The organism is Myxococcus sp. SDU36 (assembly GCF_030168875.1).
GTDB lineage: Bacteria > Myxococcota > Myxococcia > Myxococcales > Myxococcaceae > Myxococcus > Myxococcus vastator.
Map to the genome: position 1 here is coordinate 1,078,936 of NZ_CP077414.1, position 19,618 is coordinate 1,098,553.

The following is a 19,618-nucleotide window of genomic DNA, read 5'->3' on the forward strand; positions in this document are numbered from 1 at the left end:
CATGAAAATCCGACACGGCAACTGCCTGAAGCTGACGTTCCTGGCCACGAGCATGCTCCTGCTGAGCTCGACGGCCTGCTCGGGCTCCGACAGTGGAGGGATGCCCGTGCCCGCTCCGAGCCCGGCCCCTCGGCCCGCGCCCGAGCCTGGGCCGGCGGAGTCGCCCGCGCCCACCCGGGCTTTCACCACGCGTCCGCCCGTCGGCGTGCAGGCGGTGGCGGGGACTCCGGTGGCCGCGCTGCCGGACCACACGGACCACGCCAACATCGAGGACCCTTCGCCTCAGCCTGCCGTCAACGCCACGGCGATGAGCGTCGCCGCCGAGGCCCCCGTCTACACCCGTGAGTGGGTGGTGAGCACGTCTGGCAACGACGCCGGGGACGGCAGCGCCGCGCAGCCGCTGCTCACCCTCAACAAGGCCATCAGCCTGGCCAGCCCGGGCGAGCTCATCCGTGTGCTCCCCGGCACCTACGCGGAGCGCGTCATCATCGGTGACAACGCGAAGCCGGGCACGGCCGCCGCGAAAATCACGCTCCAGGGGGAGGGCAACCCGCGCATCGTCCTGGGCCCCGGCGAGCACGGGCTGGTGCAGGTGCGCCAGCCGCATTGGATCATCGACGGCTTCGACATCGACCTGGAGGGCCAGACGCCCTTCGCCGTCACCTTCGAAGGCGACGTGACGGGCTCGATGCTCGTCAACTCGGACCTGCACGGCGGCACGGGCGGCGGCGCGGTGACGACGTTCAACCACGCCACCGGGCCCACCATCGAGAACAACCACATCCACGACTTCGTGAAGACCACCGGCAACGAGGACTCGCACGGCGTCGTGGTGCAGCCCACGTCGCGCGACGTCACCGTGCGCAACAACGACATCCACGACAACTCCGGTGACTCCGTGCAGTGCCTGGGGCCCGAGGGCTTCAGCAACCTGGCGCCCGCGGAGAACCTGCTGGTGGAGAACAACCACTTCTACGCCAACCGCGAGAACGCCGTGGACATCAAGACGTGCTACGGCGTGACGCTGCGCAACAACCGGATGCACCACTTCCTCCCGAGCTCCACGGCGCGGGGGGACGTCGTCGTCATCCACTACTCCGCGAGCAACGTGCTGGTGGAGGACAACGAAATCTACGACGGCGCCAAGGGCATCGCGGTGGGCGGCAACCACGAAGGCGCCATGCCCACCGGCGTCGTCATCCGCCGCAACCGCGTGTACGACATCACCGAGGCCGGAGGCGGGGAGGGCACGGGCATCCGCCTGGAGAACTCGCAGGGCACCACGGTGGTGAACAACACCGTCACCCGCGCGGCCACGGCGCTCGTCATCGGCCATGGCACCGGCGGCCCCACCCAGTCCCCGGTGGTGCGGAACAACATCTTCGCGGAAGCCCCCATCGCGGTGAGCCTGGGCCCGATGGCTCCGGGGATGAAGCTGGGCAACAACCTCTTCCCGGCGGGCGCCCAGTTCAAGCAGGACGGCGAGCCCGTGGACCTCACGGCCTACCAGTCCACCTCGGGAGACACCACCTCACGCCTGGGCTCGGCGGACCTCGGGGCGGCGTTCGCGCCGGGACCCATGGCGCAGGACTCGGGCGCCGACATCGGCATCCCGTTCTGCGGCGATGGGCCGGACATCGGCGCGGTGGAGCTGGGCTGCTGACCCGTCCACGCAGCCCCTGAAAAGGACAAGGCCCGATGCGGAGTGACTTCCGCACCGGGCCTTGTGTCTTTGAGGCGCCACCCGGATTCGAACCGGGGAATGAAGGTTTTGCAGACCTTTGCCTTACCACTTGGCTATGGCGCCGAGAGGATGGGGTCGGCTTTATACGCAGCCCGCTACCACGCGGTCAAGGCTGCAACAGCTGCCTGCTGTGCATCCGTCCCGTTACCATGCCGTCACCAGAAGGTTCCACCCCGGGTGCGCGTGCGTGCGAGCACCCGAAAGGACGAGGTGCTCGAAAGATGCTTCACGGCCACGGGCTGTACCTGGAAGAGCATGACGCGTTTCGTCGCACCGTACGTGCGGTGGTGGAGAAGGAGATTCTCCCCTTCGTGAAGGAGTGGGAGGCCCGGGAGGAGTTTCCCCGGGCGCTCTTCACCCGCTTTGGCGAGCTGGGCTTCCTCGGCTTGAAGTACCCGGTGGAGTACGGGGGCTCGGCGGCCGGGGAGCTGTACGAGGCGGTGCTGCTGGAGGAGCTGGGGCGCTGCGGCTCGGGCGGTGTGTCCGCGGGGCTGGGGGCCCAGTTCACCATCTCCACGGGGCCCCTCCATCAGTTCGGCACGGACGCGCAGAAGCGCCGCTGGCTGGCCCCCGCCATCCGGGGTGAGAAGCTTGGGGCGCTGGGCATCACCGAACCGGACGCCGGTTCGGACGTGGCGGGGCTGCGCACCACCGCGCGGCGCGAGGGCGACAGCTACGTCCTCAATGGCTCCAAGACGTACATCACCAACGGCGTGCGCGCGGACTTCGTGGTGCTGGCGGTGAAGACGGACCCGGCCGCGGGGCACAAGGGCCTGTCCATGGTGGTGGTGGAGAAGGGCACGCCGGGCTTCTCCGTGGGGCGCAAGCTGGACAAGCTCGGCTGGCGCGCCTCGGACACCGCGGAGCTGTTCTTCGAGGACTGCCGCGTGCCCGCGGAGAACCTGCTCGGGGTGGAGGGGCAGGGCTTCGCGCAGATCATGGGCAACTTCCAGTGGGAGCGCCTGTCGCTCGCGTTGGGCGCGGTGGGGGCCATGGACGACATGCTGGAGACGGTGCTGGCGCACGTGAAGTCGCGGCGGGCCTTCGGCCAGTCGCTCCACCAGTTCCAGGTGGTGCGCCACAAGCTGGCGGAGCTCTTCACCGCGCGCGAGTCGGCGCGTCAGCTCACCTACCACGCGCTGCGCCTGCACGTGGCCGGTGAGTGGGCGGTGGCGCAGACGTCCATGGCGAAGAAGGTGGCCACCGAGACGTGCTGCCGCGTGGCGGATGAGTGCCTCCAGCTCCACGGCGGCGCGGGCTACATGATGGAGTACGACATCCAGCGCCACTGGCGTGACGCGCGGCTGGGGCCCATCGGCGGGGGCACCAGTGAGGTGATGAACGAAATCATCGCCAAGCAGCTCGGCCTGTAGGGCGGGGGCGCGGTGCGGCACGGCGCCCCGTTTGACCCGTGGAGGGCAGGCGGGGGGGCGGCGTGGGAAGAGGCCCTTGGCGCTCCGGGTTACCCGAGGAGACCCCGCGGAGGGCCCGTGGAGCCCATCATCGTCTGTGCCGAGCTTTACATGCGTCTGGGGGACGACGAAGTGCTCGTCCTCGACTGTCGGGACGCCGCCGATTGGGAGCGTTATGACCTGCACATCCCAGGGGCCTTGCGGATGACGTGCGCGGAGATCGCCCGCGACCACCACATGCTCCCGGATGACGAGCTCATCGTCCTGTGTGGTTGCTCGCCGGACGCAAGGGACACGCGCCGTGTCTGTCGTCTGCTCCGGATGAAGGGGCGCGAGGCCGTCTGTCTCGACGGCGGGCTGCTGGCGTGGGTCACAGGTGGCTTCCCCACGGAGCGGCACACCCGGGCGCCCCTCGCCGCGATGCCCCGCTGAGCACCACGGTGGATGCGGCGCGTCGTCAAACGGTGCTATGGAGCGGGCGACATCCTCCTCTGGAGACTGGAGAAACGCCCCCATGGCCAGGCTTCGCGCGGCCCTCATCGGTGCCACTGGACTCGCTGGACAGCAGTTCATCGCCGCCCTCAAGAATCACCCCTCCATCGAGCTGACGGGCCTCGCGGCCTCGCCTCGCTCGGCGGGCAAGACGTATGCGGAGGCGCTGAAAACGGCGAGTGGCATGACGGCCTGGTTCGTCCCGGAGCCGCTGCCCGCCGAGCTTGCCGGCATGAAGGTGGTGGCCGGTGACGCGCTCGAGGCCCGGGATTACGACCTGGTCTTCTCCGCCGTGGAGGCGGACGTGGCGCGCGAGCTGGAGCCGCGGCTGGCGAAGGACATCCCCGTCTTCTCCGCCGCCAGCGCGTTCCGTTACGACGACGACGTCCCGCTGCTGATTCCCCCCGTCAACGCCGCGCACGCGCCCCTCATCCGGGAGCAGCAGCGCCGGCGGGGCTGGAAGGGCTTCATCGTCCCCATCCCCAACTGCACCACCACCGGCCTGGCGGTGACGCTGGCGCCGCTGGTGGAGCGCTTCGGGGTGAAGGCGGTGCTGATGACCAGCCTCCAGGCCATGTCCGGCGCCGGCCGCTCGCCGGGCGTCATCGGCATGGACATCCTCGACAACGTCATCCCCTACATTCCCAAGGAGGAGCACAAGGTCGAGGTGGAGACGAAGAAGATCCTGGGCGCGCTCCGCCCAGCGGGTGACGGCCTCACGCCGCACGACGTGCGGGTGTCCTGCACCTGCACCCGCGTGGCGGTGATGGAAGGCCACACCGAGTCCGTCTTTGTCTCATTGGACAAGAAGGCCTCCGTGGCCGAAGTGACCCAGGCCCTGCGGGACTGGAAGGGCGCCGAGCTGGCCCGGAACCTGCCGTCCGCCGCGCCGCGCTGGATTGAGGTGCTGGACGATCCCTTCCCGAACCTTTAGCTCCACGTCTGGACCGGGACACGCCACAGCTACAAATGGCAACACACAGCTCGCCGATGCATCCGAGAAGAATCCAGATAATCGCTTAGCATGCGCGAAAACTGCAACATCAGCGCTGGCGTTGAAACAGATCCTCGGCAAACATTAGCAACTAGGTTTACAACATGCTTCCTGTCATCAGTTAGGTATGACTGGTGGCGCCATCGCCTGCGCTGAACTGATCACGAGCGCTCACGACGCGCCCAGCCAACCAGACAGACGCCATTGTCACATGCCGCCGCTTGACCCTTATGAATTAAAGCACCTGTTCAGTTTGAAACATTAACGCTGGCTTATTGATAAAATAACTTCATCATCACCCGACATATGCAACACCAAAGAAAACAAAGAATAAAAATCATTACGCTTGAATTCTCCTGGTATTAGCTCCTTGATGAATAATGCAGCGCTAATGAATCAAACCACCTGCCCACCGCTGAGATGCGATCATAGTCGGCTCAATGACGCGCGCCCGCCGGATCTGGTGCTGTGTCGGTCACTAACCTTCAGTATCTTGAGTTGTCCTTCGGCAAGAGAGCCTTGCCATGGCTGGCAAAGTTACCCGGCGGTATCGCTTCAAACGGTGGACCCCAGTGGCCCACGGTCAGTAATCCAACACAGCAAAATATAAAATGGAGCTCTATAAGAAAACTGTACTTGTAATGGACTCTCATTCCTGTAATATCTAGAGCTGGCAAAATTGATAAATGCTAGACTTAATAATAACTTGATAAAATGATATTACGCACTATATGCAAATCATACCTAGATGAGTTACGCTCCATGTCGCCAGCTGCTTGGAGTTTGGTTTAACCACCTGAGCCTGCTCCGGAGTACTTGAACAGTCGCCTGCCGACAATAAAACGGCCCTCCAGCGCCCGGCGGCGATGAAGTCATGGAGCCGGTGTTCGGTGCGCTCCTGCCCCAGGGCCTGGGACTCGCTCCGGGCTGTTCCCAGCCGCTGGACTTCGACATTCATCGCCTGTCGCTTGAGCCCCAGGCTCTCGGGGCTGGAGACCGCGCCGCGCTGTGCGGTGAGCACGGGGCCCGCTGCTCGGGCCAGCAGCGGGGGCGTGGGGCCCGCGCGCGCGGCGCCTGGGGGCCTCTGTCCCACGCGTTGGGGCCTGGGTGGGGTGCTGCGTGCGTCCGCTTCGTCGAGCGCCTTCTTGAAGCGCTCTGCGTCGGCGGATGACTTCGTCTGTCCGGAGCCGTTGGTGGGCTCGCGACTGTCGACCTTCATGGCATCCCTCGTGCGGTGGGCCCGAGGAGCAGAGCAGGGGGCGTGCCAGCCCCCCCGACGCTAGAAAGTCCTCAGTCCGACTCCCGGAAGCGGTACCGCCGGGTGGATGGGCGTCCAGACGTGGGATGCGCGTCAGCGCTGCGTGCCGAAGGCGCCGGGCTGGATGGGGGCAAGGCCGGTCAGGTCGTTGACGGCCAGCGGGCACGAGGCCACGGCGGCCGGGTCCGCCAGGCTGGGCGTCTTCGCCCAGTCCCGCTCGGGGAAGATGAGGGCGTCGCGCAGCTCGATGGACGTCAGGCCCTTCTTGTACTCCCAGAAGCGGCCTCGCACGAGGACGCGGGAGCCCTTGAGCAGCTTGTTGAGGTCCGCGAACTGCGTGTCCTGCAGCTTCGCGGAGATTTCCACGCGCGGGCGCTTGGGCGCCTTGCCGAAGTTGAACTCGAAGCGCTCCGTCGTCGGCGCCTCGGGTTCCACCCACAAGAGCCGGGCCAGCATGTACGGGGCTTCCGGCTCCTCGCCCTTCTTCAGGCGCTTCTTCTTCGGCTTCTCGAGCTTGAGGTCCACCAGCTCCAGCGCGCCGAAGCCGACCTCGTGGTCCAGGTAGTTCTCGCGGAAGAGGGCCTCGGCGGTGGACGCGCCCACGGAGGTGGCCCGCTGGACTTCCTGGGCATAGCGCTCCCGCAGGGCGGGCAGGGTGACCAGGAAGCTGTCCAGCGGCTTCACGCCGTTGGCGAGGAAGCGAAGCCGCCCCATGTCGATGGCCGGGTAGTAGGGCGCCAGGGCCTGCGCCGTCACCAGCCACTCCTGGGGCAGCTTCCGGTCGATGAGCACGCGCCGCACCATGGCGACGAGGAAGGCGTTGCCGGGAAAGCGCGGGTTGACGAGCTGGGTGTTGAGGGCGTTGACGAGCACCGGGTCCAGCATGAAGTTCTCATCACGCTTGTGCAGCAGCACACCGGTTTCACCCATCAGGGTCAGCATGGCCCCGAGCACCTGGGCGCAGCTGGCATCCTGGGTCCCCTGCTTGAGCCCCTGGTTCAGCTTCGACCGGGCGAAGCGCTTGTCCAGGTCCTCCTCGCGGAAGACGGGGGCCTGCCCATTGCCGAAGAACAGCTCGGGCTGGGCGGTGGCGGGCATGGCCGACAGGGCCAGGGCGAGTGCGAGCAGTCGGTTGAAGCGCATGGCGCCTCGCAGCCTACCACGGCGCACGGACCCGCTGTGCGGCCGGCCCGTGGCGGCAGGCAGGCGTGGCACGGGGGGAATCCCCGCGTGCCACGGTGCTTTTTCCGCCTGTTGACCTTGCGGGCTTTTGTGTACCTTGCCCGCGACATGTCCTCTCCCACGGATACTTCCGCGCCCGTCACCATCACTCAGATCCAGAGTGAGGCGGAGCTCATGCAGGCGCTCGCCATCCGCGAGGTGGTGTTCATCGAGGAACAGGCGGTTCCCGAAGGCATCGAGCGCGACGCCGAGGACGTGAACGCCTACCACGTCATCGCCAACCAGGGCGGCCACGCCATTGGTACGGGGCGGCTGGTGATGTTGACGCAGCCTCCGGCCAACCAGGAAGGCAGGTGGGGGCAGATTGGCCGCATGGCCGTGCTCCAGGCGCACCGCAAGGCGCGCGTGGGCTCCCTGTTGCTGACGTCCCTCGAGGAAGAGGCGCGTCGGCGCGGCGTCAACGGCATCATGCTGCACGCCCAGCTCTACGCGCTGGAGTTCTACAAGAAGCACGGCTACGAGCCGGTCGGCGGCGTCTTCGAGGAAGCCGGCATGGAGCACCTGGAGATGCACAAGCGCTTCTGAAGTCGCCTCAGCGGCGCGGTGGCCGGGGGGCTGGCGGCTGGGCATGCCGCGGATCCTCGGGCCATGAGTGCCGGGGGTACTTGCGGCACAGCTCCTTGCGGATCGCGGGGTAGTGCCGCTCCCAGAAGCCCGCGAGGTCGGTCGTCACCTGCACCGCGCGCATGTTCGGCGCCAGCAGGTGCAGCACCAGCGGGACGCGACCCGCGCAGACGTTGGGCCCCTGCGCCATCCCGAAGAAGTCCTGGAGTCGCGACTCGACCCAGGGCGGCTTGCCCGGCTCGTAGTGGACCTTGACGCCGCGGCCTCCGGGCAGCGTCACCCGTTCTGGCGCGTGCGTGGCCAGCAGCCGCTGCTGCTCGGAGGTGAGCCGTGCGTAGAGCGCGTCCAGCAGGGACACCCCTTCCAGATCCTTGAAGCTGCGCGCGTCCGAGCACAGCGACGCCAGCGCATCGCGCAGGAAGGCGCTATCGACGGTGGGGAACCTCGCCTCGGGGAAGGCCTCGCCCAGCAGGGCCACGCGGGTGCGCCACTGCTCCAGGGCCTCCGGGTCCGCGAACTTCCCAGGCCCCGCGGCCAGCGCGGCTTCCACGAGTACGCGCGCGGTGGCCTCCGAGGCGGGCGCGGGCGTGCGGGTCTCCTCCAGGACGAGGTTGCCGTAGGACAGGCGGGTGAGCCGCTCCACGCGCCGGGCCTCGGCGTTCCACTGGAGGGTGTCCACGTCCTCCAGCGAATCTGGGTAGAGGTCGAGCAGCCACTCCGGCTCCACGGCGCTGGCCAGCCGCACCACGGCGCCCTTGCCGGGGCGCTCCTCGGCGTCGGCGGCCACCATGAGGTCGGCGTCCTGGACCACGCTCACGTCTGACAGCGTGGCCGTCCCGCCTCCGAACATCAGCAGCTCGGGCGCACGGGGCCGGCGCCGCCGGGCGACGCGGTCGGGGTAGCCCGCGAGCACGCTGAGCATCAGCGCCTGCTCCACGTCCTCGGGCCGCTGGGGCCGGGCGCCCTGGCCACGCACCGCGCGCCGCAGCTGCTTCTGGACCCGGTCCACGGACTGCACGGCGCCGGCCTCCAGGGAGAGGGCGTGCATGCGGCCCGACGCGAAGTTCGCGCGCTCGGCTTCGCGGAAGCGCTCAAGCAGCTCCAGCAAATCGGACGGCCCGCTGACGATGGCGGCCGGACGTCCTCCCTGGCCCAGGTTGGCGCGGGCCTCGCGGCGGATGTCGCGTTCGCCCATGAGGGCGGCGAGCACGGCGGCTTCGGCGCCGACGCCGCGGCGTTCACCCTCGACGATGATGCGCGCCTGTCGGGGGTGGACGGGGAAGCGCAGGAGCCGCTCGCCCACCGCCGTGACGGTGCCGGCGGGGTCGACCGCGCCCAGCCGGCGGAGCAGCGTCTCCGCGGCGTCCAGGGACGCGGCCGGGGGGGGCTCGAAGAAGGGGAAGGTTGCCAGGTCGGTGACGCCGGACGCGCGCAGGGAGAGGACCGTTTCGGCCAGGTCCGTGCGGCGAACCTCCGGTGCGTCCTGCTCCGGGCGGCCGTCGAAGTCGTGCTGGGTGTAGAGGCGCAGACAGTGGCCCGCGCGCGTGCGGCCCGCGCGGCCCGCGCGCTGGATGGCGGAGGCGCGGCTGACCTTGGACAGCTTGAGGGTGGGCAGGCCGGACCAGGGGGAGTGGGAGGCGACGCGCGCGAGCCCGGAGTCGATGACCACCGCCACGCCGTCGATGGTGACGGACGTCTCGGCGACGTTGGTGGAGAGGATGATCTTCCGCCGCGAGCTGCGCCGCACGGCGCGGTCCTGCTCGGCGGGGGACAGGTCGCCGTGGAGGGGGAGCACGTCTGCGCCGTGGCGCTCGGCGAACTCGGCGCATGCGTCGCGCGCGCGGCGGATTTCGCCGGCGCCGGGGAGGAAGACGAGCACGTCGCCATCCACGCCTTGGGTGAAGAGCCGCTTGATGCCGGAGAGCACCTGGTGGTCCAGGTGGCGATCATCGGGCGTGGGCAGATACTCCACGCTCACGTCGAAGCGCCGGCCCTCGGAGCGGAGCGAGGGACACCCGCCGAGGTACGCCCGGATGGGCTCCGCCTCCAGTGTCGCGGACATGACGACGACCTTGAGGTCGGGGCGCGCCGTCTCCTGGAGGCGCCGCAGCAGGGCCAGGGAGATGTCCGCGGACAGGTGTCGCTCGTGGAACTCGTCGAGCACGACGATGCCCACGTCGCGCAGCTTCGGGTCGGAGAGCAACCGGCGGCCGAGGACGCCCTCGGTGACGAAGGACAGTCGCGTCTTCGCGCTGCGCACGTCCTCGAAGCGGACCTGGTAGCCCACGGACTCGCCCACGCGCTCGCCCAACTCCTCGGACACGCGCTGGGCGGCGAGCCGCGTGGGAAGCCGGCGTGGCTGGAGGACGATGATTTCCTTCCCCTGCCCGAGCCCGGCCTCCAGGAGCGCGCGAGGCACGCGCGTCGTCTTTCCCGCGCCCGGAGGCGCTTCGAGGACGAGCGAACGCGCGCCTCGCAGCGTGGAGACGATGTCCGGCAACAGGGGATCAATGGGAAGCGCGACGTCCGCCATGGCCCGGTGTCCTTTAAGGCGAGTCCGCCTGCGAGGAAGCCTTCTTCTTCCGGACGCGAGGCGCCTGTGCCTCACTCGCGGCCGGAGGCTCGGTGGCCTCGGCTGAGGCCGGCTCCGCTGCATCGGCCTTCTTGCGGCCCCGTCGCGCGCCGCGTGGCGCGGTGGTGGGTGCTTCGTCACGGGCCTGCGCTGTGGCCGCGGGCTGGCGGTCGCTCGTCTCCGCTCCATCCGTGACCTTGGGGGACGCAGCATCCCTTTCGGCCGGGGCCGGAGCTTCCACGGCGGCCTTGCCCGCGAGTTCCGCGCCCGCAGGAGCCGCCTCCGGCTGGGCAACAGTGCCGTCGTGCGACTCAGCCGCGGCGGCCACGCGGGTCTCTGTCGTGGATGCCGACCCGCCGTCCTTCAGGGAGGCATCACCGACAGCACCCGAGTCGCCACCGGTGTCCGAGCGCCCGGCGCCCGAGTCCTGGCCTGCTTCCGGATTGGCTGCGCTGGCGGACGTTTCGCCCCTAGGAGAGGCAGCCCCGGATGCCGTGTCGCCGCTCGTGTCCGAAGGCGCCACGGGCGCGGGGCTGGCGACGTCGCCACCTGCATCCAGGGCTGCGACCTCGGCGAGTTCGGCCTCGGTGGGCTCCATGGAGTCCGTCGGCTCATCGAAGCCAGCCAGCGCGTCGTCGGAGAACGTCAGCCCTCGTCCCGCGCGGCGCTTGGGCTTGAGGTTCAGCCCGGCGGCCTCATAGACGGTGGGGGCGGGCACGAGCGCGGCTTCGGCCAGCAGTCGCGCTTGGCGAAGGGACTGCTCGAGCTTCCGGCCCAGCGACACCAGCTCCTCGCGAAGGAGGGTCTCCTGTTCCAGTGACAGGGGCGATGGCTCATGGCTGGTGCGCCACGCGTTGTGGGCGGTCAGCACCTGCTCCATGACGGGCCGCACGAGCGCGAAGTCCTCCCGGGCGAAGATGCGCGTCACATAAGCGCTCTTCGTGCGCCGCTCGTAGGACGTCGCGTACTCAAGGACGGCTTCGCGGGGGGCGCGCCGCAGTTGCGGGAACTTCAGATGGGGGAAGAGGGCCTCGATGACGGGCGCGCGGCTGCTGGCGGTGAAGGTGATGCCGGCGAGCAGCTTCTCCAGCACGTCCACCCACAGGCCCTGCTGATGGAACGCATACTCCTCGCGAGCCTCTTCCAGCTCAGGGAGGTCCTTCACGCGGTCGAGCACGCCCTCGGTAGGCGCGCGCGCGGTGCGCACCAGCTCCAATGCGGTGGTCAGCCAGCCCTTTTCGGCGTCGAGGCCGGGTCGGCCGGTGAGCATTTCCCCCGCCGTGGCGAGGCGAGCCTCGAAGGCTTCGGCGAAGCGGATGAGCTCATACGATTCGAGCGTGGACGACATGCGGCGGCTCCTCGGAAGGGCGGCGGGAGATAGCACACCCGGCGCCGAGCACCGAGCGGACGGGCAGGGGCATCAGCGCCCGCCGAGCAGAATCTCCAGGGCCTGGGGATGCGAGAAGTCAGGAAAGGCGACCGTGGCCCCTGCGTCGATGAGGGCCTGCACGGAGAAGGTTCCGGTCCCCACGCCGATGCACTCGGCGCCGACGCCGTGGGCCGCATGGACGTCCTTGGGCGTATCGCCGATGACGACGACCCGGCACTCCTCCATGGGGGCACCCAGCTTCGCGGCGCCGGCCTTGGCGCCGCAGCGAATCAGCTCGGTGCGGTCCTCGTTGTCGCAGCCGAAGCCTCCGAAGTCGAACTGGTCGTAGATGCTTACGCGCTCCAGCTTCACGCGAGCGCCCTCACGGACGTTGCCCGTGCCGAGTCCCACCGCGAACCCGGACCGCGAACGGGCTTCCTTCACGGCCTCGCGCATGCCGGGGAAGACGCGGTAGCGCTGGTCATCCACCTTGTGGACCTCTTCGGCGAGGTGGGCGACGTAGGCGTCGATGACCGCGTCGATGGCCGCGGCCGAGTCCTCCACGCCGATGAGGTGCATCGCCTTGCGGACGATGGCCCGGTCGGTCATGCCGGACATGGGGAAGGAGTCGCACGCGTCCCGTCGCCCGTGGAGCTTCTCGAAAGCGGCTTCCATGGAGCGGCGCCCCGCGCCGCCAGTGGTGACCAGGGTTCCATCGATATCGAAGAGGAGGACGGTGGGACGCATGGCCCCCATTTAATGGAGGCCCCGTGCCGACGCGAGCCCGGAGTCAGGTGGGCCGCGTCCGCTCAGGGCTCCACGAGCGTGAGGCCACGCTGGAGTGCCTCGCGGACCAGGGCGCGCTCCTCCACGGGCAGCCGGTCCTCCAGCGCCTGACGGGCCTGCTGCCCACCCAGGCGTCCGAGCGCCACGGCCACGGCCTCCCGGACCTGTGATTCCGGGTCCCGCAGCCGGGTGATGAGCGTGGGGATGGCATCCAGCCCCAGACACCGGCGCAGGGCGTCCGCCGCGCTCGCACGCACCTCGGCTGGGGCCTTCGCGTCTTCGAGCACCTCGCGGATGGTCACCGCGCCGCCTGAGGGGTCCACCAGCGCCAGGGAGGACACTGCGAGCGTTCGCCGCGCGGTGGGGCTTCCCTTGTCTACGACGAGCGCTGACAGGACAGGCGCCGCGCCGGGCCCCAGACGCTTCCATGCGTCATCGGACGGGGCGCCAGTCCGCGTCGTCGCATCGAGGAGCGCGACCACCTGGGCATGGACGTCGGTGCCTGGCGAGGGCGCGCTGGTGGCGAGCAAAGGCTCCGAACTTGCGGAAGCGCTCACTCGGGCCAGGCCTCCGGACCCCGCGAGCAAGACGCCGCCGAGCACCACGGGGCGCCAGGCGAGACGGCGGACGGACCACGAGGGAACAGCGCCAGGACGCGGGGGGAGGGTGGTCGTCATGGGGAGCTTCCCGGACAGAAGGGGACGTCTCCATTTTATACGTCATTGGTGCCGCGGCGGGATGTGAAGGCCGTTATGGTCGGCGCGTCATGGCCGGACGGGTCCTCTTCTTCCTTCAGCACGCCACGTACGAGCCGGCATTTCAGGCCGCCACCATGGGAATCACCGCCGCGGCCATGGGGGACGAGGTGTACTTCGTCTTCGCCTTCGATGCGCTGCGCCAGCTCGTGGGTGGTGCCTATGGTCAGCCTTCGAGCGAGCGTGAGCACGAGGAGCTCACACGCGCGGAGTCACTCGGGGTGTTGGCGCCACCGCGGATGCTGGCGGAAGCGCGCACGCTGGGGGCGAGGCTGATCGCCTGCGACACCACGGTGCGTATCTGCGGCTACGTACCGGAGGCGCTAGAGGGCACCTTGGACGAGGTGATGGGCATGGCCTCCCTGTGGCGACTGACGGCGGGCGCACGGGTGCTCACCCTGTAGTCGGTGGGCTGAGGGCCCACGTATGCCGCTCTTGGCCTCTTGGGCATCGCTCTGGCTGTAACGTCGCAGTGGCATCCAAACGGCCAGGAATCAGTCCGTCGATGCTGTAGCGCCCGACGGGAATGACGCGATAACCTGTGGCCACGCCGTACCCCCCTTTGGAGAACCCGGCCGCGCGGGAAGCCCCGCGTCCCCCAGTAGCAGAAGGAATTCATTGCCTATGCGCTCCAAGCTGCCCCTCCTGAGTGCACTCTCCGTCGGCGCCGTCGTCCTGGCCTGTCAGACGTACGACTTCGAGCCGGTGGAACCGCTTGCCATCGCGCAGACGACGGTGGAGGAGGTCATCAACGCCCGTCGAAGCAAGCCCAACATCATGTTGATGGTGGACACCTCCGGGTCGATGACGTTGCCGGTGAATCCGTCGCCTGCCTGCGACGTGGAGTTCGAGGGAAGCATTGTCCCTTGTGGTGGTGAGGCGACATGCAATGTGGATGTCTGCCCCACGCGGTGGACCGCACTGCAGTCGGTCGTTCCTCAGTTCCTGGAGAACAGCGGTCGTTTCGTTCGTTTCGCGCTGACGACGTATCCCGAAACACAGGGAGGGACGTCGATTCCGGACCTGTGCCGTGCCTCCACTGCTGGCTCCCTGCTCAAGACGCTGCCGGAGCAGGAGGATGACGATTCACTGCTGGCGCATGCCAATGAGATCAACACCCTGCTCCAGGGTATCCCCAATGGTGGTGAGGGGCGGCCTCTCGGAGGCACGCCGACCAGCGGAAGTCTGAACTTCGTGGGGGGACTTGAAGGACTCCAGGACCCCAGCCGGCAGAACTTCGTCATCCTCCTGACGGACGGTTTGCCGAACTGTAACGCTGCGAACCCAAACAGCGGTGCCGACACGGCGCTGTGCAAGTGCACCATCGAGAACAACCAGTGCCAAAGTGGCTACCTCCACCGTGGATGCCTGGACTCCGATGCCTCCGTGACGGCTGTACGTGATCTTCGCGAGAAGGGCATTCAGACCATCGTCATTGGATTCGGCGCGGAGACGGCGGTGGGGGATGGGCCGGCGGTGCTGGAAGCCATGGCCCAGGCGGGAGGCTTCGAGCGTACGTGCAACGCGGAGCGCCCGTGTGGCGAGGGCGACACCTGCAACCCGACGACGGGCCTGTGCAACCGCTCCTTTTTCCAGGCCGGCAACCAGGCTGAGCTTGCAAGTGCTCTGGAGGAGATCAGCAAGGCAGTCGTCCTGGAGGACCCTTGCCTGATCAAACTGGATGGTCCCCAGCGCCCGTCCGACCCCAAGCTGCTCGTGGTCTACGTGGAAGGCGAGCGCACGCCGTCCAGCGACAGCACGTGGACGCTGGAGGAGGACGGCGTGGTCTTCAAGGGGCAGACCTGCGAGCGCATCCTCAACTCCACCCCGGAGGCGCCCGTGCGGATTGAAGTGCGGGCCATCCGTCAGCGTTAGTCCAGCGGTTCGCGGGGCGGCTTTACCCGGCGAGGGGCGGGGATTATAGGTCCCTCCCTCCCTGGAACGGCCGCCCTGCTCATGAAAGCCACCATCCTCTCGCGCTCCGCTTCCATCCCGTCCACCCGGCGACTTGTCGAGGTGGCGCGCGCCAGAGGACACCGGGTGCGGGTCCTCAACCCGCTCCGAGTGCAGATGCACCTCGATGGGCGCAGCGCCACGCTCTATTACGGCCGCAAGAAGCTGGCGCCCACGGACGTCGTCCTCCCTCGCATCGCCCAGTCCATCAACACCTACGGCCTGGCCGTGGTGAACCAGTTCGGCCTGGCGCGGGTCCCGCTCGTCAACCACGCGCAGGCCATTGCGCAGTCGCGCAACAAGATGCGTTCGCTGCAGTTGCTCTCGGCGCACGGCATCGACATCCCTTCGACGGTGATGGCCCGTGACGCGGCCCACCTCAAGGAGATGGTGGGCTTGCTGGGCGGCGTGCCCGTCCTCGTCAAGCTGTTGCAGGGGCAGGAGAAGCACGGCGTCATGGTGTGCGAGAGCCTCCAGTCGCTGGAGGCCGCGCTCGAGGCCGTCCTGGGGCTGGGGCACAACCTGGTGATGCAGGAGTATGTAAAGAGCACGGGCATCGACGTCCGAGTGCTCGTCGTGGGAGGGCAGGCGGTGGCCGCGGTTCGTCGCCGCCCGCGCCCCGGGCGCCTGGCGCATACCCTCATCAAGGGGGCTCGGCTGGAGGCGCACGAGCTGTCACCTGCCCAGCGAGCCACCGCGGAGAAGGCCACCCGGCTCATCGGGCTCGAAGTGGCGGCGGTGGACCTGCTCGACGTGCAGGGACAACCCAAGGTCTTCGAGGTGAACAGCTCCCCCGCGCTTCCTGAAATGGAGGCGGTGACGGGCGTGGACCTGGCCTCACTCATCATCATTCGCGCGGAAGCGCTCGTGGCGGGGGCAACGCCCGTGTCCGTGCCAGACCTGTCGCCTCCGTTGGCCATGCCCGCGTCATCTGAGCCCGCCCAGCTCCCCGTGGACCGGAAGGGCTCGGGTCGCCGCGCCAGGACCGGCGAAGGCGGCGCGTGAAGAGAAAGACGGCCCCCGCCGTCTCAAGCGTGATACGCACCCCCCGCTTCCAGGAGACGCCCATGCTTCGCCGCCGACGCCTTTCCTCCCTCGCCGCCATGCTGGCGGCAGTGACCTGCTGCGCGCCCGTCCTGGCCGCGGATGTGGATCCGGCCTCGCTGTATGAGGTCTCCACCGAGGGGACCTCGGCCCAGGTCAAGGCAGGGGAGAAGGGGACTTTCGTCCTCGCCATCAAGACGAAGGCGGGTGCCCATGTCTCCGACGAGGCGCCGTTGAAGCTCGAGGTGAAGGGGAGCCAGGTGACCCCTGCCAAGGAGAAGCTGGTCCTGGCGGACTCCGTGGCGAAGAAGGCGGATGGGCAGGACTTCGCGGACCCTCGTTTCGAGGTCCCCTTCACGACGGCCGCCGCGGGCAAGGGCACCGTGGACGCGAAGCTCGTCTTCTTCATCTGCACGGAGAAGCTCTGCGCACGTCAGCAAAAGACGTTCTCCCTTCCTGTCGAGGTCCTTTGAGTCCCCATGCGTGAGCGTTCTTCCAAGGGCGGCCGAGGTGAGCGCGGGAGCGAAGAGTCTCCCCAGCGTGCCAGCCGGGGCGAGCGTGGCGGCGGCGAAGCCTCCCGCTTCGTCTACGGGGTGAATCCAGTCCTGGCGGCCCTTCGAGCCCGGCCAGACGAGGTGGAGCGCTTGTTCCTGGTGGAGGGGCAGCTCGGCGCCCGAGCGGCGGGAGAGCTGCTCAGCCGGGCTCGCGAGTTCGGCGTTCGCGTGGAGAAGGTGTCGCGCGAGCGCCTGGGGGCTCTGTCGGAGGGCGGCGTTCACCAGGGCGTGGTGGTGGAGCTGCGCGGCTTCAAGTACGCGGAGCTGGAGGACCTACTGGAGGCCGCCAAGGCGCAGGGCCAGCCTCCCCTGGTGGTCGTGCTGGACGGAATCCAGGACCCGCACAACCTGGGGGCCATCATCCGCTCCGCGGATGCTCTGGGCGCCCACGGCGTGGTGATTGCCAAGGACCGGGCGGTGCAGGTGACGGGCACCGTGTCCAAGGCGTCGGCGGGGGCGGTGGAGCACAGCCGCATCGCGCGGGTGGTGAACATCTCCCGGGCCCTGGAGGAACTGAAGGAAGTTGGCCTGTGGGTTGCCGCGGCGGACGTCGACGCCAAGGAGCCCATGTGGAGTGCCCGGTTGGATGGGCCGCTGGCGCTTGTCGTGGGGGCCGAGGGGGCAGGCGTCCGGGACGGGGTGCTCAAGCACTGCGACTTCCGCCTCCGGATTCCGATGGCGGGCCAGGTCGGTTCATTGAATGCGTCCGTTTCGGCCGGCATTCTGTTATACGAGGTCGCCCGCCAGCGGGGCACCGTCTCCGGCCGGTAGTCGAAGTTCAGGATCAATCTCCTTGACTTGGGCGGACGGGAATTCTAGAAGGGCGCCCCTCTCAGGGCGGTGACGGGCGGTTGACGGAGTCGCTGGGGCGGGGTAGGGCGGCAGTCGCAGTACCGGATGAGTGCCGGTGTAGCTCAGCTGGTAGAGCAACTGATTTGTAATCAGTAGGTCGCGGGTTCAAATCCCGCCGCCGGCCAGGTAGGACGGGGCCGCGGATGAGGGCCCGGGATGTGGTAGTAGGACAAGTGAATATCTGGAGGGATACCCAAGCGGCCAAAGGGAGCAGACTGTAAATCTGCCGGCTCTACGCCTTCGATGGTTCGAATCCATCTCCCTCCACTCGGCAATTGCGGGAATAGCTCAGTTGGTAGAGCGTCAGCCTTCCAAGCTGAATGTCGTGGGTTCGAGTCCCATTTCCCGCTCCAAATGTTGTAGTCACAGCATCGCCAAGCCCTGATAGCTCAGTTGGCAGAGCGCATCCTTGGTAAGGATGAGGTCACCAGTTCAATCCTGGTTCAGGGCTCCATTTATTTTTGAGGAGTGTCATGGCCAAGGAGAAGTTCGAGCGTAACAAGCCCCACGTGAACATCGGCACGATCGGACACGTGGACCACGGCAAGACGTCGCTGACGGCCGCCATCACCAAGGTGCTGGCGAAGACGGGCGGCGCCACGTTCCTGGCGTACGACCAGATTGACAAGGCGCCGGAGGAGCGTGAGCGCGGCATCACCATCTCCACCGCGCACGTCGAGTACCAGACGGCGAACCGGCACTACGCCCACGTCGACTGCCCGGGTCACGCCGACTACGTGAAGAACATGATTACGGGCGCGGCGCAGATGGACGGCGCCATCCTGGTGGTGTCGGCGGCGGACGGGCCGATGCCGCAGACGCGTGAGCACATCCTGCTGGCGCGCCAGGTCGGCGTTCCGTACATCGTGGTCTTCCTGAACAAGGTGGACATGCTGGACGACCCCGAGCTGCGCGAGCTCGTGGAGATGGAAGTCCGCGACCTGCTGAAGAAGTACGAGTTCCCTGGCGACGACATCCCCATCGTCCCGGGCTCCGCGCTCAAGGCGCTGGAGGGTGACACCAGCGACATCGGCGAGCCGGCCGTGCTGAAGCTGATGGAGGCGGTGGACAGCTACATCCCGACGCCGCAGCGCGCGACGGACAAGCCCTTCCTGATGCCGGTGGAGGACGTGTTCTCCATCTCCGGCCGCGGTACGGTGGCCACCGGCCGCGTCGAGCGCGGTATCATCAAGGTCGGCGAGGAAGTGGAAGTCGTCGGTCTGCGTCCGACGCAGAAGACGGTCGTCACGGGCGTGGAGATGTTCCGCAAGCTGCTGGACCAGGGCATGGCGGGCGACAACATCGGCGCGCTGGTGCGTGGCCTGAAGCGCGAGGACATGGAGCGCGGCCAGGTGCTGGCCAAGCCGGGCAGCATCACTCCGCACACCAAGTTCAAGGCGCAGATCTACGTGCTCTCGAAGGAAGAGGGCGGCCGTCACACCCCGTTCTTCAAGGGGTACCGTCCGCAGTTCTACTTCCGCACCACGGACGTGACGGGCTCGGTGAAGCTGCCGGAGAACGTCGAAATGGTGATGCCGGGCGACAACATCGCCATCGAGGTGGAGCTCATCACCCCGGTGGCCATGGAGAAGGAGCTGCGCTTCGCGGTTCGCGAGGGCGGCCGCACGGTGGGCGCCGGCGTCGTGGCGGAAGTCATCGAGTAATGCCGGGTCGGCCGTAAGGCCGCCGGGCTCACTGTCCCGACTCCGAAGGGAGGGCTGCGTTGTGGTAGCCTTCCCTTCTCGTATCTGGTGAGGTAGGTCATGCCGAAGGGCAATCGTTCCATCATTTCGCTCGAGTGCACTGTGTGCAAAGAGCGGAACTACACGACCACGAAGAACAAGCGGAAGAGCCAGGACAAGCTTGAACTGAGCAAGTTCTGTCCTCGCTGCCGGAAGCACCAGGACCATAAGGAAGGTAAGGTCTAGGTCGGTAGTTCAGGGAAGGTTCTAGGCCAGTAGCTCCAACGGTAGAGCAGCGGTCTCCAAATCCGCGTGTTGGGGGTTCGAATCCCTCCTGGCCTGCCA

The 19,618-nt window shown here is 67.9% G+C and carries 17 protein-coding genes and 6 tRNA genes; 17 read left to right on the top strand and 6 right to left on the bottom strand.

The features are described 5' to 3' along the window. The first annotated feature begins 1 nt into the window (after window position 1). Entirely contained in the window at window positions 2-1,663 is a 1,662-nt protein-coding gene (locus KGD87_RS04395) for a right-handed parallel beta-helix repeat-containing protein (protein ID WP_502888003.1), read from the top strand. A 72-nt stretch (window positions 1,664-1,735) separates the two neighbouring features. Here the strand turns inward: KGD87_RS04395 and KGD87_RS04400 are convergent. After that, a tRNA-Cys gene (locus tag KGD87_RS04400) sits at window positions 1,736-1,807 on the bottom strand. A 158-nt stretch (window positions 1,808-1,965) separates the two neighbouring features. Between KGD87_RS04400 and KGD87_RS04405 the strand changes: the two genes are divergently transcribed. The 3 genes from KGD87_RS04405 to KGD87_RS04415 all read left to right on the top strand — a co-directional run bounded on the left by KGD87_RS04405 (window position 1,966) and on the right by KGD87_RS04415 (window position 4,582). Further along, a complete protein-coding gene (locus KGD87_RS04405; protein WP_284666290.1) occupies window positions 1,966-3,117 on the top strand; it encodes an acyl-CoA dehydrogenase family protein in 1,152 nt (383 codons plus the stop codon). Between the two features lie 117 nt (window positions 3,118-3,234). Beyond that, a complete protein-coding gene (locus KGD87_RS04410; RefSeq protein ID WP_284666291.1) occupies window positions 3,235-3,588 on the top strand; it encodes a rhodanese-like domain-containing protein in 354 nt (117 codons plus the stop codon). Between the two features lie 82 nt (window positions 3,589-3,670). After that, window positions 3,671-4,582 (top strand): aspartate-semialdehyde dehydrogenase, encoded by a 912-nt coding sequence (locus tag KGD87_RS04415; protein WP_284666292.1) that lies wholly within the window; start codon window positions 3,671-3,673, stop codon window positions 4,580-4,582. Window positions 4,583-5,993: 1,411 nt separating this feature from the next. Here the strand turns inward: KGD87_RS04415 and KGD87_RS04420 are convergent. Further along, window positions 5,994-7,043 carry a hypothetical protein gene (locus KGD87_RS04420; RefSeq protein WP_284666293.1) on the bottom strand — a complete coding sequence of 350 codons (1,050 nt, stop codon included), beginning with the start codon at window positions 7,041-7,043 and terminating at the stop codon, window positions 5,994-5,996. 147 nt (window positions 7,044-7,190) lie between these two features. On the opposite strand from KGD87_RS04420, the gene KGD87_RS04425 reads away from it, so the two are divergent. Beyond that, window positions 7,191-7,667 carry a GNAT family N-acetyltransferase gene (locus KGD87_RS04425; protein WP_284666294.1) on the top strand — a complete coding sequence of 159 codons (477 nt, stop codon included), beginning with the start codon at window positions 7,191-7,193 and terminating at the stop codon, window positions 7,665-7,667. 7 nt (window positions 7,668-7,674) lie between these two features. Here the strand turns inward: KGD87_RS04425 and hrpB are convergent, their stop codons facing one another. From hrpB to KGD87_RS04445, 4 genes are all read right to left on the bottom strand, one after another. After that, entirely contained in the window at window positions 7,675-10,239 is a 2,565-nt protein-coding gene (hrpB, locus tag KGD87_RS04430) for an ATP-dependent helicase HrpB (RefSeq protein WP_284666295.1), read from the bottom strand. 13 nt (window positions 10,240-10,252) lie between these two features. Further along, window positions 10,253-11,626, bottom strand: a complete 1,374-nt coding sequence (locus KGD87_RS04435) for a hypothetical protein (RefSeq protein ID WP_284666296.1) — start codon at window positions 11,624-11,626, stop codon at window positions 10,253-10,255. A gap of 72 nt (window positions 11,627-11,698) precedes the next feature. Further along, window positions 11,699-12,403 carry an HAD family hydrolase gene (locus KGD87_RS04440; protein WP_284666297.1) on the bottom strand — a complete coding sequence of 235 codons (705 nt, stop codon included), beginning with the start codon at window positions 12,401-12,403 and terminating at the stop codon, window positions 11,699-11,701. A 53-nt stretch (window positions 12,404-12,456) separates the two neighbouring features. Next, window positions 12,457-13,110, bottom strand: a complete 654-nt coding sequence (locus tag KGD87_RS04445) for a HEAT repeat domain-containing protein (protein ID WP_284666298.1) — start codon at window positions 13,108-13,110, stop codon at window positions 12,457-12,459. Window positions 13,111-13,199: 89 nt separating this feature from the next. Here KGD87_RS04445 and KGD87_RS04450 point away from each other — a divergent pair, with 89 nt between their 5' ends. From KGD87_RS04450 to KGD87_RS04505, 12 genes are all read left to right on the top strand, one after another. Next, window positions 13,200-13,592: a hypothetical protein gene (locus tag KGD87_RS04450; RefSeq protein ID WP_284666299.1), complete on the top strand. Its 393-nt coding sequence runs from the start codon at window positions 13,200-13,202 to the stop codon at window positions 13,590-13,592. A gap of 220 nt (window positions 13,593-13,812) precedes the next feature. Continuing rightward, window positions 13,813-15,063 carry an adventurous gliding motility lipoprotein CglB gene (cglB, locus tag KGD87_RS04455; RefSeq protein ID WP_284666300.1) on the top strand — a complete coding sequence of 417 codons (1,251 nt, stop codon included), beginning with the start codon at window positions 13,813-13,815 and terminating at the stop codon, window positions 15,061-15,063. Between the two features lie 81 nt (window positions 15,064-15,144). Next, window positions 15,145-16,146, top strand: a complete 1,002-nt coding sequence (locus KGD87_RS04460) for an ATP-grasp domain-containing protein (protein WP_284666301.1) — start codon at window positions 15,145-15,147, stop codon at window positions 16,144-16,146. 62 nt (window positions 16,147-16,208) lie between these two features. Further along, complete coding sequence (locus KGD87_RS04465; RefSeq protein WP_284666302.1) at window positions 16,209-16,658, top strand: hypothetical protein; 450 nt, start codon at window positions 16,209-16,211, stop codon at window positions 16,656-16,658. Between the two features lie 6 nt (window positions 16,659-16,664). Next, window positions 16,665-17,510: a 23S rRNA (guanosine(2251)-2'-O)-methyltransferase RlmB gene (rlmB, locus tag KGD87_RS04470; protein ID WP_284666303.1), complete on the top strand. Its 846-nt coding sequence runs from the start codon at window positions 16,665-16,667 to the stop codon at window positions 17,508-17,510. Window positions 17,511-17,642: 132 nt separating this feature from the next. After that, a tRNA-Thr gene (locus tag KGD87_RS04475) sits at window positions 17,643-17,715 on the top strand. 59 nt (window positions 17,716-17,774) lie between these two features. Beyond that, window positions 17,775-17,858, top strand: a tRNA-Tyr gene (locus KGD87_RS04480). 10 nt (window positions 17,859-17,868) lie between these two features. Next, a tRNA-Gly gene (locus KGD87_RS04485) sits at window positions 17,869-17,944 on the top strand. A 25-nt stretch (window positions 17,945-17,969) separates the two neighbouring features. Continuing rightward, window positions 17,970-18,045 (top strand) — tRNA-Thr (locus KGD87_RS04490). Window positions 18,046-18,064: 19 nt separating this feature from the next. Then, on the top strand, window positions 18,065-19,255 hold the full coding sequence (gene tuf / locus KGD87_RS04495; protein ID WP_284666304.1) for an elongation factor Tu: 1,191 nt from the start codon (window positions 18,065-18,067) through the stop codon (window positions 19,253-19,255). A 99-nt stretch (window positions 19,256-19,354) separates the two neighbouring features. After that, window positions 19,355-19,519 carry a 50S ribosomal protein L33 gene (gene rpmG, locus KGD87_RS04500; RefSeq protein WP_011553120.1) on the top strand — a complete coding sequence of 55 codons (165 nt, stop codon included), beginning with the start codon at window positions 19,355-19,357 and terminating at the stop codon, window positions 19,517-19,519. Between the two features lie 23 nt (window positions 19,520-19,542). After that, window positions 19,543-19,618: transfer RNA gene (locus KGD87_RS04505), tRNA-Trp, on the top strand.